Below are 16,345 nucleotides of genomic sequence, written 5' to 3' on the forward strand. Positions count from 1 at the left end.
GCCAGCTCGACAGGCGTTTACGCCTTCTGCGTAAAGCCGCGCCTCAAGGCGCCTGCCTGTTGCTGAACCATTCTGTTATGGGCGCCCGCCCGGTTATGCGTGTTATGCGTGGCGTCTGGCGCGAAACACAGAATCACCTGTGTACATCGTTGCGTGTCGTCTTTAAGAGACGATAAAAAGGGGCGGTCTCGCCGCCCCGTTAATCGTCAAAGTTTAGCTTTTGGTCGGCTTGCCATATTCGTAGTCGTAATAGTCGTAGCCATACCCGTAGGCGTTGGCGGCTTTACGCACCACGGCGTTCAGAATCACGCCTTTGATCTCGATACCGTTCTGCGCGAAGCGCTTGAAGCTGACGTCGATCTCTTTGGTGGTGTTGGTCTCAAAGCGCGCCACCATCAGCGAGGTGCCCGCCAGCTTGCCGATAATCGAGGCGTCGGTGACGGCCAGAATCGGCGGCGTATCGATCAGCACCAGGTCGTAGTTCTTGCTCGCCCAATCCAGCAGCTCGCCCATGCGACGGTGCATCAGCAGCTCCGACGGGTTCGGCGGCACCTGGCCGCGCGGCAGGAAGTCGAAGCCGTATGCGCCGCGCTGGATCATCGCCGGGGTAAACTCGGTTTTGCCGGAGAGCACGTTAGAGAGACCAGACTTGTTCTCCGCACCGATCAGGTCGTGGGTATAGCCGCGACGCATATCACCGTCGATAAACAGCACGCGCTGACCCGCTTTCGCCACCAGCGTCGCCAGGTTGGCACAGATAAAGGTTTTACCAATGCCTGGGCTCGCGCCGGTGATCATCAGGATGTTGTTCTTCGCTTCCATCATCGCGAAGTGCAGGCTGGTACGCAGGCTACGGATCGCTTCGATAGAGAGGTCGGTCGGGTTGCCCAGCGCCAGCAGCGTTTCGTGCGGATCGGTCTTCACTTTATGACCGCGACGCGCCAGCGCTTCGGTGTCTTTCTTACGCTGCCATTCAGAGAGCGGCACGCTCGCATAGACGTTCATACCCAGCTCTTCCAGCTGTTCCGGGTTCTCGATGCCGTGATGCAGCAGCGCCTTCAGCAGTACCAGACCCACAGAGACAACCAGACCAAACAGCAGGCTGGCGACAATAATCAGCGCTTTCTTCGGCGCGACCGGCGCGTTAGCCGTTTCGGCGTTGTCGATGATGCGTACGTCGCCGACGGTGCTGGCTTTACTGATGCCCAGCTCCTGCTGACGGTTCAGCAGCTGCATGTAGATCTCCTGACCCGCCTGCACGTCACGCGTCAGGCGCAGGATCTCTTGCTGCGTCTGCGGCATCTGGGAGATTTTCTTGTTCAGCTGCGCCTGCTCGCCTTCCAGCGTTTTGCGTTTTTCCAGCAGCGCGCGGTAGGTCGGGTGGTCTTTGGTGAACAGCTGCGACACTTCAGCTTCGCGGAAGGTCAGCTCGTTGAGCTGGCTCTGCACGCTGACGGAGGAGTCGAGCGCTGATTTCGCTTCCAGCGACATATCCACCGATTCGTTCTGACGACGGAAGGTGTTCAGCTTGTTCTCAGCATCGTCCAGCTTGGCGCGCACCTGCGGCAGCTGGTTGCGCAGAAACTCGAGGCTCTTCTCAGCCTGCTCAGATTTGCGCTCGACGTTTTGCAGCAGATAGTTGTTGACGATCTGGTTCAGCACCTGGCTGATGCGCTCCGGATCTTCGCCGACATACTGCAGACCCAGCACGCCGGTGTCTTTGCCCTTGTCAGCAACGGTCAGGTTCGCCAGCACGGAGTTGATCGCCTGCAGCTCGTTCAGCTTGGTGACGGTGAAGCTGGTGCCCTCTTCCGCCTGGATGCCGCTGACCAGCATAGTGATTTCGCCATGCTGCTCCAGACGACCCACCTGGCCTTTAAACAGCTCGTCGCCATCTTTGGTCACGGTATAGGTTGTCGGGCTGTTCACTTCCAGCTCAACGCTGCGCTTGTCGACGGTGCGCGGGATCTCCAGACGCGAGATAGCGATCTGCGCCGGTTTATTGCCCATCAGGCGCGACAGACCTTTACCGATGATCGGGAAGTATTTCTGCTCCACCACGGTGTCCAGACCGAGATCGCTCACGGTCTTGCCGATCACCATGCGCGATTCCAGGATCTGAATCTCGGTGTCCGATTCCGGCGTCGCTGGAATGATGCTTTGCAGATCGGAGAGCACGGTGCTGCTGTTCTTCTGCTCGACCTGCACCATGGCGTCAGCGCTGTAAATCGGCGTTGCAAAAAGTGTGTAGAGCGTTCCCACCAGCATAAAGAAGGCGGTTACGGCGACAATGATCCAGCGATGATCGATCAGCTGTCCCAAAAGGTGGCCAAGATCGAATCCTGTGGACTCCTCTCTTGGCGCGGTCATAACCTTATTTTTAATATTCATGGATAATCCCAACTATCGGCTTAATACGTTGACCCATTTCTGGGTAGCGTTTTCCAGTAACCCGTAAATCTCTTCAAAGGCCTCACGACTTTTTCTATACGGATCCGCGATTTCCTGTTGGTTGAGCCAGTGCCCAAGCAGCATGGTTTTTCCGCGCGCGGCTGGATCGATGCGATTGACCTGTTCGATATGACGTTTTTCCATCACCAGAATCAGGTCGAAATCGCGGCACATACTGGCAGTGAGCTGCTGCGCGTGATGCCCCTCCAGCGAGAGGCCATGGCGTGCAGCCACCTCGCTGGCGGTTTGGTCCGCCGGATAGCCCTTGAGGGCGCCAAGCCCCGCCGAGGCGATGCGCTTTTCCGGCAGCGCGCGCTTCAGTAAGCGCTCTCCGGTAGGAGAGCGGCAGATGTTGCCGACGCAGACCACTAACACGGAGGTAATCATGGCTTAACCTAGTTCGACCAGTTGCGGAAACGCAGCGCCGCCTCGCTCGCATCGTTGATGCCGGCGATGGTCGGCAGCAGCTGCGAAATCACGCGGTTCCAACGCGTCAGCGGCGTCGAGGTGACATACACGATATCGTAAGGTTCAAGTTGGAATTCGGTACCCATGACCATCGCCGCCGCATCTTTGGTGTTCAGCTGATAGATGTTGGCGATCTTGGTGCGGTTGGTGCCGCGAATCGGACGGATAACGAACACGCCGGTGGCGTCAGCGGCAGTCTGATCCATGCCCTGCGCGTTGCCCAGCGCTTCCGCCAGCGTCATGCCGCTGCGGTCCATTTTCAGCGTCGACTGCTGACGGACTTCGCCCATAACGAAAACTTTCAGGTCGTCGTTGCGCGGCACGTAAAGGATGTCGCCCGGGTAGAGCAGGTGGTTCTGGCTCAGGTCGCCGTTCTGCATCAGCGCCTGCAGCGAGATGCGCTGCTCGGTGCCGTTGTGCGTCAGCACCACGTTGCGCCAGTCGGCGTCTGCCGCCAGACCGCCCGCGGCGTTGATGGCGTCCAGCACCGTCAGCGGCACGTTGGTGATCGGCTGCTGACCTGAGGTGGTCACCGCGCCGGTCACGTAGGTTTTCTGCGACTTAAAGGAGGCGATGCTGACGTCAACCTGCGGGCTCTCGATATACTGCGCCAGGCGACGCGCAATCTCACCGCGCACTTCGGTGACCGTGCGGCCAACGACGCGGACTTTGCCGATATAGGGGTAGAAGATGGTGCCGTCAGAGTGTACCCAGTTGCCGGTGTCGCTGGCGCTGCGGTACTGGCCAGCCGGCGTCGTCAGCTCCGGGTGATCCCATACGGTTACGTTAATCACGTCGCCGATGCCGATGCGGTATTCATAGTTCTGAATTTCGTTCTGCAGCCCTGGGTTAGCTTGCGCCACCAGCGGCTTGGGACGCATCTGCTCAACCAGGCGCGGCGTTAACGGGAAGACATTGACATACTTATCGATGTCATAGTTGCTGTCCTGCTGCTCAACGACATCTTTTCCGCTAGTGGAAAGGTGCTGGCCTGGAACAACCGTACACCCTGAGAGAAATGTGGCGGATACCAGCATGGGTATCAATTTCGTTTTGATTGTAATCATTTAGATCTTCGCTATCAGTTATTGATTGATAGAGGCGAAAACGCCGCTGTGTAAGCGCTGAAAAAAAATAAACTCGCCAGCCTAAGCACTGAAAATGCCTGTCATTATCACTTGCTCCCTAACTCTTTTTTGTTGCTACCGTTAACAGATGAATAAGCAAACGCATGCGTTGCGTTCCACCCGTTAACGGCTTCCTTCAGCCACGATAATGGCGGCTATCGCCAATGACGTTGCCAGCAGCGGCGCTTGAAATCAGGGAGCGTCTGAGCTTCACTCCCCGCACTCGCCTGCTATCAATACGCCCCATCGCGCTTCAGTACGACACCAACCGTTTTGAACAAAATGGCGATATCGTTCCACAGCGACCAGTTTTTTACGTACCACGAATCGAAATAGACACGCGTTTCGTAATCAACGTCGTTACGACCGCTGACCTGCCACAATCCCGTCATGCCTGGCTTCGCCATCAGATAGTAGTCGACATCCCCGGCATAACGGCAAAGTTCATCTTCAATCACCGGGCGCGGACCGACGAGGCTCATGTCGCCGCGCACAACGTTCCACAGCTGCGGCAGTTCATCCAGACTGGTTTTGCGGATGAAGTGGCCGACCTTAGTGATGCGTGGATCGTTTTTCAGTTTGAAATCTTTATCCCACTCGGCGCGCGCCACGGGGTCGGTGCGCAGCACCTCTTCCAGCACCTCTTTGGAGTTGATCACCATCGAGCGGAACTTCAGGCATTTGAACTTGCGGCCGTTCATGCCGACGCGTTCATGTCCGTAAATCGGCGGTCCACCGTCGCGGCCGACCAGAAAGCCGAGCACCAGCAGCGCAGGCAGCAGCATGATAATAATCGACAGCGCGCCGACGATATCGAATGCCCGCTTCAGGAAGCGCGAGGTGCGCTTCGCCAGGTTGTTATTCACGCGCAGGATCATCACTTCATGGCTGAAGATGTAGGCCATGTCGGTGCCGTAGAGCGGCACGCCGCGCAGCGTCGGGATAACAGAGACCGAGCGGCAGTTGTGCATCGCCAGGTTCTTCAGCCATACGTCGCGATACTGGCTCTGCTCAAACTCGACCGCCACGATAAACTGCGTTTCGCTGTGGGTCAGGTTCCAGAGTTCGGCCTCTTCGCGCAGCACCGGCACGCCGGAGATGCTCGCCTGCGGGCAGCTGCCGTCGACGTCGTAAAAGGCGATAACGTCGAAGCCCATCACCTCTTCGCTCTGCAGCGCCTGCCAGGCTTCCTGCGCGTTCTTGCTGCTGCCGATAATAATGGTCTGCTTTTTCCACAGGCCATAGTGATTAAGCATATGTTTGACCACCGCGCGCGACAGCGGAATCAACACCAGCGCCAGCACCCAGGTCAGCAACCAGACGAAGCGCGACATTTGCCACTGTGACAGCGCGGTAATCGACAGGTCGATAATAGAAAAAATAAGAATGGTACGAAAAACTTCTTTCAGCTCGAACCAGAATGGTTTGCGGTAGGTAAAGTGACGCAGCCTGACCCAGAACCATCCGACGCAAATTACCGACAGGAGAATATGCGTAGCTATTTTCAAATTCAGATCTTTTTCAGAAATATCTGCCAGCGGTGAATCAGACATCATATTAATTAACGCCAGCGCGATGAATAATGCTGCGTTAAAACAAATTAAATCCGAACCTGCCAACAACAATTTAGTGAAAAGACTTTTAAACGTAATTTCAGTATCGCGCATATTTAACTCTTTATTTTATTTCCTTTAACCCGTGACGCCCTGAGCTGTGTAATAATTGAGCGAACCAGTCTCTCGTCGACATATGCGTAACTGAGGGGAGTTCCAGGGTACGTCTACACCCGTTTCCTTAGTAAAAAACAGGAAAATCGTGATGAATACCAACAGATTACTCTGACTTACCTGTGGTGACGCACTGATTATTTTCTAAACGTAAAAGGCGTTTCAGGCACGCTACCGCCCTTGGCTGTCGCTGCCAATACCGCTTTTGATATCCTGTTTCCGGCCTGCTATTCCCGGACCGGTTGCCTGATGCATACCCACGGGGCAGATCACAATTCACAACATTAGGTGCCAAATCAGTGGGCGAATATCAACATAAGCGCAGACTTTTAACAGCACGTTGCTATACTAGTTATTACTGGCTTCTTTACAAGTAGGCCCCGCTGTCCCCTGACTATTTTAGGAAAAAGACTACCAGCCATTAGTATTGAGGCCCGCCAACCGGTAAAAATGAAAGTGCAATACCCTGCGCAAAAATCAGATTAATGCCATATTCGCGACGCTAATAAATTCTTCAGATGCCGCCCTCTCGTCTTAATCAATTCATCAGTTATTCATCGCGCCGCCATCTTCGCATTTACCTGATCCTGACAAAATGGTGAAACAAACCTGGCACTACCCTTCCATTATTCCCTGATAAGGCACGGCACCCCGGTCGCCATCCCCTGTTGTGCCCTGCCCCCTGCTCCACTATCCTCAGATTTTACTGACTTCGATATATTCAGGCGGCTAAGGCATGTTGGAGGTGTTTGCGGATCCCTCGCTATGGGCGGGGTTAATTACGCTAATCGTTCTTGAACTGGTGCTGGGGATAGACAACCTGGTATTTATCGCCATTCTGGTGGAAAAGCTGCCCGGCAAAGATCGCGATCGGGCGCGCGTTATCGGTTTATTGCTGGCGTTACTCTGTCGCCTGCTGCTGCTGGCCTCCCTTTCCTGGCTGGTCACGCTGACGCAGCCGCTGTTTACGCTGCGGGGCCACCCCTTTAGCGCACGCGATTTGCTGCTGCTGCTCGGCGGACTCTTCCTGCTGTTTAAGGCCACCACCGAGCTGAATAGTCGGCTGGAGGGTGAGGATCACGCGGATAATCAGCAAAAGCGCGGCGCTAAATTCTGGCCAGTCGTGGCGCAAATCGTGGTGCTGGACGCTATTTTCTCGCTGGACGCGGTGATCACCGCCGTCGGCATGGTCAGTGAGCTGCCGGTGATGATGACGGCGGTTACCATCGCCATTTTGCTGATGCTGCTGGCCAGCAAGCCGCTGACGCGCTTCGTCAACCGCCATCCCACTATCGTTATTCTCTGCCTCAGCTTCTTGCTGATGATCGGCTTCAGCCTGGTGGCGGAAGGGCTCGGCTTTGTGATCCCCAAAGGCTATCTCTATGCGGCGATTGGCTTCTCTATCGTTATTGAGGCGTTCAACCAGCTGGCGCAGCGCAACCGGCGCCGCGCGCTGTCGGCCGGGCGTCCGCTGCGCCAGCGCACCGCAGAGACGGTGCTGCGGCTGCTGCGCGGCGAAGCGGAACATGCCGAGCTGGATCCGCAGAGCGCGATGATGCTCGCCGACAGCGACCGGCAGGCGCTGTTTAACCGCCAGGAGCGGGTGATGATCGCGCGGGTGCTCAACTTCGCCCAGCGCCACGTCAACAGCATCATGACCTCGCGTCACGATATCGAACATATCAATCTGGACGACGACCCGGCGGAAATTATGGCGCGCCTTGACCGCAACCAGCATACGCGCCTGCTCATCACCGATCAGAGCAATGAACTGCTGGGCGTGGTGCACGCCATCGACCTGCTGCATCAGTCGCTGCATCACCAGTCGCTCGATTTGCGCGCGCTGGTGCGTCAGCCGCTGGTGTTTCCCGAGCGGCTGACGCTGCTGCAGGCGCTGGAGCAGTTCCGCCAGGCGCGCACCCATTTTGCCTTTGTGGTAGATGAATTCGGCTCGGTCGAGGGGGTGGTAACGCTGAGCGATCTGATGGAAACCATCGCCGGCAACTTACCCCTTGAGGGGGAAGAGATTGATGCCCGCTACGATGTGCAGGCGCAGGGCGAAGGCCGCTGGATCGTCAACGGCAATATTCCGCTTGAGGATTTAGCGCTCTACGTCAGGCTGCCGCTGGATGAGCGACGCAGCTACCACACGCTGGCGGGCCTGCTGATGGATAGCCTGCAGCATATTCCTGAAGAGGGGGAAACCCTGCAGGTCGGCAGCTATCTGCTGCGCACGCTGCAGGTGGAGAATCATCGCGTGCAGAAGGTGGAGATCCTGCAGCAGCCGCAGGATCCCGATTACGAGGTGTGACTCAGGGTCGCAGCAGCTTGCGCAGGCTGTCGCTGTCGCTGTTTTTCGGCTGGCGGTCCAGCCACTGATTGAGGCGCGACTTCGCCTCGCTCTGCAGCTGCTGGCGCAGCAGCTGATCCACCGGCAGCGAATACTGCACGTTATTCCAGCCGCCATAGATGCGCAGCGGCACTGCCTGCTGCGACAGCAGTGCAACCAGCCTGTCGTCGCCTTTCCAGCCGGTGAGCGTGAGGCCGAACGTCATATCCAACTGCTGCGTCGGCATATTCACCTCGCCGCCGCCCTGCAGCCTGAGCCGATCGCCCTCGCCTTTGAGATCCGTCAGGCGCAGCACGCCATTATTCAGCGCCAGCCTGCCGTCGAGCTGGCGAATGCCCTGCTCGCTGCTCTCGTCGCTGCTGACCCGATCGCTGGCGCGCGCCACCGCGCGGCGCACCATCTGCTGCAGGTTGAGCTGCGCCAGCTTAACATCGCTGGCGCTGAGCTGCGCGTCGCCGCGCCAGCGGCGTTTGGCCGCCTCCAGCGACAGCCCTTCGCCGCTCAGCTCGCCGTTAAGGGAGAGCGCCCCCTGCACGGTCTGTGGCAGATCGAAGGCGGCGAGCAGCGGCTGGATCGCAACCTTATTCAGTACCGGCTGCAGCGCGACGCGGGTTTCCGCCTGGCGAATATCAATCGTGCCCGGCGCGGAGAAATCCCCCTCCCCCAGCCTGCCGCGCAGCGTGCGCAGCGCGATCAGCCCCTGCTGGTTAGTGACATCCAGCGCAAAGTCCTGCAGCGTCAGTCCACGCCACACCGCGCTGTCCGCTTTCAGGTTCACCGCCAGATTCATCGCGTTAAGGGGCGAATCGAGATTATTCTGCTCGCGCGGCGTCGCAATGACCGGCGCGCGCGCCACCGTGGCGTGCTGCGCCGCGCCGTCGCCCGCCTGCGGCGCGTTTGCCATCAGGTTATCGAAGTTAAGCTGCGTGGCGTGCAGCTGAAGCGCCAGCTGCTGCGGCGACGCCAGCGAACCGCTCGCCTCGCCCGACAGCGCGCTGTCGTTGGCGCTCAGCTGCATCTGCGTCAGCGCAAACTGCTGCGTCTCGGCGCGCCAGCTGCCCTGCGCGCTCAGCGTGCCCTTAATGCCCTGCGGCGGAATATCGGCGCCGCTCAGCGCATAGTTGAGTTCGTCGATTTGGCCGCTCAGGCGGTGGGGATACTGCGACGCGTCGAGCTGGCCCTTCAGCGACAGCACGGCGTTGCGCTGATTGCGCGTCAGGCTGGTGCTGAGTTCGATGCTCGCCAGATGGCGGGCGTCCTGATTAAGGTTGATATTAAGGTTGCGGAAGTTGTACTCGTCGCCGCCCGGCTGGCGCCAGATCAGCAAACTGTTGGCGACGCGCAGCTGGCCAATATCGAACGACCAGCCGCTGGCTGGCGCGGCGGCTTCGCTGCGGCCGGGGGCCACCGGCGCGTTTTGCGGCTGCTGCGGCGCGCTTTCCGGCGTGGCGCGCACCACCGCGTTGCTTAACATCACCTGGCTGACGCTGAGCTGGTGCGACAGCAGCGGCCAGAGATTAACGTCAAGACGCATATTTTCCGCCGTGACCAGCGGCTGCGCGGCGCCGGGAGCGGTCAGGCTCATGCGACCGGCCAGAATGCTGAGCTTAGGCCAGACGTGCCAGCGCAGATCGCCGCTCACCTCCAGCCGATAACCACTGCGTTGCTCGACCTGCTTCACCATGTAGGATCGAAAATCGTTTGGATTGACCAGCAGCACCAGCGCGGTCATGCCTGCAACGATGACCACCAGTAAAATGGCCAGCGTGGTTATCACTCTTTTCATCACATCCCCATGCTCGCGGTTTAATCTTTGTCGATACGACTGGCGACAGCGCCCTGCTGTCCGCGATATTTAGCGTCTTCGCGACGGTTGTAAGGCCGCACCGCCGGCCCGGAAAGGGGCTCAAAGCTTAGCGCGCCGATCAGCATGCCTGGACGCAGCGCCAGCGGCAGCTTACCGGAATTATAGAACTCCAGCACGATACGGCCCTGCCAGCCGGGATCGATACGGTGTGCGGTAACGTGCACCATCAGCCCGAGACGCGCCAGCGAGGAGCGGCCGTCCAGCCAGCCCACCAGATCGTCTGGAATAGTGACCGACTCGAAGGTTACCGCCAGCGCCAGTTCGCCGGGATGCAGGAAAAAGGCTTCGCCTTCCGGCAGCACAATCTCATCGCTCATTACGCGATCCAGCGCAGCGCTGACTTCATCTTTCGGGCCGCTTAAATCAATAAAGGCGGCGGTGTGGCCCCGGAACGTGCGGAACTGATTGCCCAGACGGACATCGACGGTGGCACCGTTGATGCGCTCGACCGGGGGACGCGGATCGATAGCAAGCCTGCCGTCATCCAGCCAGGCTTCAATATCGCGGTCACATAATCTCATTCATCTGTCTCCATGATATAAGTGTAGCGAACTGCCTGAAACTCGCGTGACAGGCGGCTCGCTGCGCGCCAGACCCGACGCGGCTACTCAAAAAACTGGTTGATCCTCGACTTGAGGATATCAATGGCGATACGGTTTTTCCCGCCGCGCGGCACGATAATGTCGGCGTACTGCTTCGAAGGTTCGATAAACTGCAGGAACATCGGACGCACGGTTTTCTGATACTGGCTCATCACCGAATCCATTGAGCGGCCGCGCTCGTTCACGTCGCGCTTCATGCGGCGCATCAGGCAGATGTCGAGCGGCGTATCAACGAAAATAGAGAAGTTCAGCTCCTGGCGCAGGCGCGCGTCGGTGAGCAGCAGGATCCCCTCCAGAATAATCACCTTTTTCGGCTTCAGGTGAATAGTGTCGCGGGTGCGGGTATGCTCAACGTAGCTGTAGACCGGCAGATCGATCGCCTGGCCCGCTTTCAGCGCCTGCAGATGCTGCAGCAGCAGATCGTGATCCATCGCGCTGGGGTGGTCGTAGTTGGTTTTTACCCTCTCTTCCATGGTGAGGTGACTTTGATCCTTGTAATAAGCATCTTCAGGAATAACCCCGATATGCTCGTCACCGACCTGATCGCGGATTTCACGATAGAGCGTGCTGGCGATTAAACTTTTTCCGGATGCGGAGGCACCGGCAATGCCCACAATCACGCACTGATGAGACTTGTCACTCATACTTTTTTTAAGACCTGATACTGGAGCCTGCGCTGTACGCGGTTTAGACGTTTTGACGCAGGACGGAATGGAGAGGGTTTAGTAGGCGCTAAGTATAGGGATTTCATTCTTTTGACGCCAGAAAAAGCCGCTCCAGGCATTTCAGAATTTCCCCTTTTCAAACCGAAACCATTACCCGATAAACTAACTGACAGATCTGTTTTTACTTATGCGGCTGGCGCAACAGGCGACGGAAGCGCGTTCCGCCCCGGAAAAGGGCGCGGGAATATCACTGTCGGCCCACAAAAAGGAAGCTTATGCACTGGAGAACACTGACCTATTTCGGCGACAGCATGCTGCTGATCCCTACTGCGGTGATCATCGCCCTGATCCTGCCGTGGAAGAGCGATAACCGCCGCACGGTCTGGTACTGGCTGCTCGCCTTTGGCCTGGCTGGCCTGCTGGTGAGCCTGTCGAAGATTCTGTTTCTCGGCTTCGGCATCGGCAGCGCCCGCTTTAACTTTACCGGCTTCAGCGGGCACAGCGCGATGTCGGCAACGCTCTGGCCGGTGATGCTGTGGCTGGTCTCCGGCCGCTGGCCGACCCCGCTGCGGCTGCTCGCCATCGGCGTCGGCTATCTGATTCCGCTGATGGTGGGCTTCTCACGCCTGGTGATCCACGCGCACTCCGCCAGCGAAGTGGCAACCGGCCTCCTGCTGGGCTTTACTCTCAGCTCGGCGTTTCTGCTTAGCCAGCGCCGCACCGCCCTGAAGGGCTTTAGCTGGCCGCAGATTGGCGCCGCTTTTTTAGTGCCGCTGCTGCTGCTGGGCCACGGACGCCTGGCCACGACCCAACAGTTCCTCGAGCGCTTTTCCGCCGATCTGGCGGGGCTGGAGAAACCCTTCACGCGCGCCGATCTCTTCCGCCAGTAGCCTGTCTACGCCCTGTTGCGCCGCGACAGGGCCAGTCAATCCGTTGAATAACACACTAATTTGATTTAACCGACCCACGGCAGCGGCGATGTGCTAGCATGCCCAAAAGAGAATGACTGGCGCATTTTTCGTCATCCAGACGCGGTGCGCGTTGCCGGGTTAGTGAATGAGTATTGAACTGTTGTCCTTGCCGGACAAACCGCAAAAAACCCTGCTGAGCGCCCTGATTCTGGCAGCGCTCGCTTTTCTGCTGACGCTTTTCTGCCTGGAGCTGATTGTCTTCAGCGGCCGCATTTCGCCTCTCTGGTTCGCGACCGCGCTGATGACCATCGTCGCCTTTCGCTCGCCTTCCCGCCATGCGCCGCTGCTGCTGCTGGGCTGTGCGGCGGGCACCGCGCTGGCGAACGCGCTGATACTCGGGTTCAATCTGGGGAACCTGAAATTTACCCTGCTTAACGTGCTGCAGGCGATGGTGGGCGGCCTCTTGCTGCGCGCGCTGCTGAAGCGCCATGCGCCGCTGAACGCCCTGCACGACTGGCTGCGATTTGTGCTCTCGGTCGGCATTATTACGCCGCTGGTGGGCGGCCTGCTGGCGCTGTGGATGCTGAATATCAGCAGCCACGGCACCTTATCCTTTTTCTCGACCTGGGTAATTTCTGAAATCATCGGCATGCTGGCGCTCGGCCCGGTGCTGCTGCTGATGCCCTGGCCGCTGCGGCTTGCCGCGGTTAGCCTGCACCGCGTGGCGGAGTTCCTCTTTACCCTGCTGCTGACCGCGGGCGCGAGCTGGCTGGCGCTGCGCTTTATGCCCTGGCCATTTACCTTTATCGTGGTGATCCTCTTCTGGTGCGCCGTGCGGCTGCCGAAGCGTGACGCCTTTTTACTGTTTTTGCTCAACGCCTGTGCGATTTCGCTGTTTCTGACGCTCGGCCCTACCCCCATCGAAACGCGCAGCGACGTGCCGGGCCAGATCGCCAGCTGGCTGCCCTTACTGCTGGTGCTGATTCCGAGCCATGTGATGGCGCTGGTTATGGACGCCTTTCAGCGCGAAAAGCATCACATTAGCGAAAGCGAAACCCGGTTTCGCCACGCGATGGAATATTCCGCCATCGGTATGGCGCTGGTGTCGCCGCAGGGAGGCTGGCTGCAGGTCAATCACTCTCTCTGCCTGACGCTGGGCTTTCCCGATGCCGAGCTGAAAAAGCTCACCTTCCAGCAGATTACCCACCCCGACGATCTGGAAAACGATCTGCAGCATGCCGACAGGCTGCTGCGCGGCGAGATTGACGCCTATACCATCGAGAAACGCTACTTCCGTAAAAGCGGCGAGATCGTCTGGGCGCGCCTGACGGTGTCGCTGGTGCGCGACGGCGTGCAGCAGCCGCTCTACTTTATTTCCCAGATTATCGATATTTCAGAGCTGAAGCAGAGCGAGCAGGTAAACCGGCAGCTGATGGAGCGCATCACCCTGGCCAACGAGGCGGGCGATATTGGCGTCTATGAATGGAACCTGACGCGCAATGAGATGATGTGGGACCGCCATATGTACCGGCTGTTCGACCTGCCCGCCCACCAGCCGCCCAGCCGCGAGCTGTGGCGCAGCCAGGTACACCCGGCGGATCGCGAGCGGCTCGACCGCGCGCTGCAGCCGTCAGAGAAGGTCGACGTTTTCGATATTGAGTACCGCATTCAGCGCGCCGACGGGACGCGCACGCTGCGCACTCAGGCGCGTCGCTTCTTTAATCAGGAGGGACGCATCGAACGCATGCTGGGCATCTGCCAGGATGTGACCCACCTGCGCCACCTCACCGACGCGCTGTTTCAGGAAAAAGAGCGCATGGCGATTACGCTCGATTCCATCGGCGAAGCGGTTATCAGCACCGACAGCGAGATGCGCGTGACCTTTATGAACCCGGTGGCGGAGAAGATGAGCGGCTGGCGGCAGGAAGAGGCGGCGGGTAAACCGCTGAGCGAACTGCTGCATATCACCCAGGGCGTTCACGGCGCGCCGATGGAAAACCAGCGCCTGCGCCGCCTGCCGACGGAAAAAATTACCCCCGATCTGGATGACGAACTGGTGCTGCACGGCGCCGACGGCGGCGTGGTAGAGATCCACTACAGCATCACCCCGCTGCGCACCCTGGAGGGGGAAGAGATCGGGGCGGTCATCGTTATTCAGGACGTCAGCGAATCGCGCCAGATGATGCAGCGCCTTAGCTACAGCGCGCTGCATGACACCCTGACCCGGCTGCCGAACCGCGCCAGCTTCGATGGTCAGCTGCAGCGTCTGCTGGGCGACGCGGTGACGCGTGGGCATCAGCATGTGCTGGCATTTATCGATCTCGATAAGTTTAAAGCGGTCAACGACAGCGCCGGCCACGCGGCGGGCGACGCGCTGCTGCGCGAACTCGCCGAGCTGATGCAGCGCCATCTGCGCGGCGCCGATTTCCTGGCGCGCCTCGGCGGCGACGAGTTCGCCCTGCTGATGCCGGAATGCGCAATGCCGCAGGGGTGCGAGGTGGTGCAGCGCATCGTCTCAGCGGTTAACAGCTATGAATTTAACTGGCAGGGCAGCGTGTATCAGGTGGGGGCCAGCGCCGGGCTGACGCAGATAGCCGCCGACAACGGCGTCGGTACCGAGGTGCTGTCGCAGGCGGACATCGCCTGTTATAACGCCAAAAATGCCGGCCGCGGACGGTTGATGGTTTACGCGCCGCAGGCGCGCTGAGCCGCTTGCCAGCCCCGCCCAGCTGCGCTAAAGTCGCCCCCTTTTTTCCGGGAGGGGCATCAGATGTTCATTGGTTTCGATTACGGTACGGCGAACTGTTCCATTGCGGTGTGCGAAAATCACACGCCGCGTCTGCTGACGCTGGAGAAGGGTCAGCGCCTGCTGCCGTCGATGATTGCCGCACCCACGCGCGAAGCGGTGAGCGAATGGCTCTATCGCCACCATCAGGTCGCGACCCCGGACGCGGAGACCACCGCGCTGCTGCAGCGCGCGCTGCGCTACAACCGCGAAGAGGATATCGAGGTGTCAGCCACCAGCGTACAGTTCGGCCTGAGCGCGCTGCAGCACTATATGACCGACCCGGAAGAGACCTGGTTCGTTAAATCCCCCAAATCCTTTCTCGGTGCCAGCGGCCTGAAGCCGCAGCAGATCGCGCTGTTTGAAGACCTGGTGTGCGCCATGATGCGCCATATCCGCGAACAGGGCGAAGCGCAGCTCGACGCGGCGATCGATCAGGCGGTTATTGGCCGTCCCATAAACTTTCAGGGGCTCGGCGGCGACGACGCTAACGCCCAGGCGCAGGGCATTCTGCTGCGCGCCGCGAAGCGCGCCGGTTTCCGCGACGTGGAGTTTCAGTTCGAGCCGGTGGCGGCGGGACTCGATTTCGAAGCGACGCTGGACAAAGAGACGCGCGTGCTGGTAGTGGATATCGGCGGCGGTACCACCGACTGCTCGATGCTGCTGATGGGGCCGGAGTGGCGCAAGCTGTCAGACCGCCGCGAGAGCCTGCTCGGCCACAGCGGCTGCCGCGTGGGCGGCAACGATCTCGATATTATGCTGGCGTTTAAAACCCTGATGCCCCTGCTCGGCCTCGGCGGCCGGACGCAGAAAGGCACCGCCCTGCCCGCGCTGCCGTGGTGGAACGCGGTGGCGATTAATGACGTACCGGCGCAGAGCGAGTTTTACTCCGCCGCCTGCGGCAAGCTGCTGCGCGATCTGGTGCGCGACGCGGAACAGAGCGAACAGGTGGCGCATCTGCTGAAAGTCTGGCAGCAGAAGCTCGGCTATCGTCTGGTGCGCGCGGCGGAGGAGAGCAAGATCGCCCTTTCCGATCGCGCCGCTTTCGACGCCAGCCTCGACTTTATCGCGCCACAGATGCAGGCCGCCATCAGCGACGGCATGCTGCAGGAGGCGATTAATCAGCCGCTGGAGCGTATTCTGGAGCAGGTGCATCTGGCGCTCGCCAGCTGCGACGCAAAACCCGAGGTGATCTATCTGACGGGCGGCAGCGCGCGTTCGCCGGTGCTGCGCGCCGCGCTACAGCAGGCGCTGCCGGAGACGCCCATCGCCAGCGGTGATGACTTCGGCTCGGTTACGGCCGGTCTGGCGCGCTGGGCAGAGGTCATGTTTCGCTAAAAGAAAAGACGCACCTCATCTCTGAGGTGCGTCCGTAAAGGGGCAAGGCGCCGC

At 59.4% G+C, this 16,345-nt stretch carries 11 protein-coding genes; 4 read left to right on the top strand and 7 right to left on the bottom strand.

Annotation, left to right across the window (positions count from 1 at the left end):
• Positions 1–213 precede the first annotated feature (213 nt).
• The 4 genes from wzc to wbaP form a co-directional block, all read right to left on the bottom strand.
• The gene (wzc, locus tag MHZ97_RS07120) at positions 214–2,391 is read right to left on the bottom strand and encodes a tyrosine-protein kinase Wzc (protein WP_103794059.1); all 2,178 of its coding nucleotides are present in this window, start codon (positions 2,389–2,391) and stop codon (positions 214–216) included.
• A gap of 12 nt (positions 2,392–2,403) precedes the next feature.
• Entirely contained in the window at positions 2,404–2,838 is a 435-nt protein-coding gene (locus MHZ97_RS07125; protein WP_239313799.1) for a protein tyrosine phosphatase, read from the bottom strand.
• 8 nt (positions 2,839–2,846) lie between these two features.
• Entirely contained in the window at positions 2,847–3,986 is a 1,140-nt protein-coding gene (locus MHZ97_RS07130; RefSeq protein WP_033750198.1) for a polysaccharide export protein, read from the bottom strand.
• A 293-nt stretch (positions 3,987–4,279) separates the two neighbouring features.
• On the bottom strand, positions 4,280–5,713 hold the full coding sequence (gene wbaP / locus MHZ97_RS07135) for an undecaprenyl-phosphate galactose phosphotransferase WbaP (protein WP_103794061.1): 1,434 nt from the start codon (positions 5,711–5,713) through the stop codon (positions 4,280–4,282).
• Positions 5,714–6,509: 796 nt separating this feature from the next.
• Between wbaP and MHZ97_RS07140 the strand changes: the two genes are divergently transcribed.
• Positions 6,510–8,084 carry a TerC family protein gene (locus tag MHZ97_RS07140; RefSeq protein WP_239313785.1) on the top strand — a complete coding sequence of 525 codons (1,575 nt, stop codon included), beginning with the start codon at positions 6,510–6,512 and terminating at the stop codon, positions 8,082–8,084.
• Between the two features lies 1 nt (position 8,085).
• Here the strand turns inward: MHZ97_RS07140 and asmA are convergent, their stop codons facing one another.
• The 3 genes from asmA to udk form a co-directional block, all read right to left on the bottom strand.
• Positions 8,086–9,909 (bottom strand): outer membrane assembly protein AsmA, encoded by a 1,824-nt coding sequence (asmA, locus tag MHZ97_RS07145; protein WP_239313782.1) that lies wholly within the window; start codon positions 9,907–9,909, stop codon positions 8,086–8,088.
• 20 nt (positions 9,910–9,929) lie between these two features.
• Positions 9,930–10,511 (bottom strand): dCTP deaminase, encoded by a 582-nt coding sequence (dcd, locus tag MHZ97_RS07150; protein ID WP_239313779.1) that lies wholly within the window; start codon positions 10,509–10,511, stop codon positions 9,930–9,932.
• Positions 10,512–10,594: 83 nt separating this feature from the next.
• Positions 10,595–11,236, bottom strand: a complete 642-nt coding sequence (gene udk / locus MHZ97_RS07155) for a uridine kinase (RefSeq protein WP_103794064.1) — start codon at positions 11,234–11,236, stop codon at positions 10,595–10,597.
• Between the two features lie 296 nt (positions 11,237–11,532).
• Between udk and MHZ97_RS07160 the strand changes: the two genes are divergently transcribed.
• The 3 genes from MHZ97_RS07160 (at position 11,533) to yegD (ending at position 16,291) form a co-directional block, all read left to right on the top strand.
• A complete protein-coding gene (locus MHZ97_RS07160; RefSeq protein WP_103794065.1) occupies positions 11,533–12,147 on the top strand; it encodes a phosphatase PAP2 family protein in 615 nt (204 codons plus the stop codon).
• Between the two features lie 166 nt (positions 12,148–12,313).
• Complete coding sequence (locus MHZ97_RS07165) at positions 12,314–14,875, top strand: diguanylate cyclase (protein WP_239313776.1); 2,562 nt, start codon at positions 12,314–12,316, stop codon at positions 14,873–14,875.
• A 63-nt stretch (positions 14,876–14,938) separates the two neighbouring features.
• Positions 14,939–16,291: a molecular chaperone gene (gene yegD / locus MHZ97_RS07170; protein ID WP_103794067.1), complete on the top strand. Its 1,353-nt coding sequence runs from the start codon at positions 14,939–14,941 to the stop codon at positions 16,289–16,291.
• Positions 16,292–16,345 lie beyond the last annotated feature (54 nt).

Origin of the sequence: Pantoea sp. ACRSC, from assembly GCF_022346785.1 — a bacterium.
Taxonomy (GTDB): Bacteria; Pseudomonadota; Gammaproteobacteria; order Enterobacterales; family Enterobacteriaceae; genus Pantoea; species Pantoea alvi.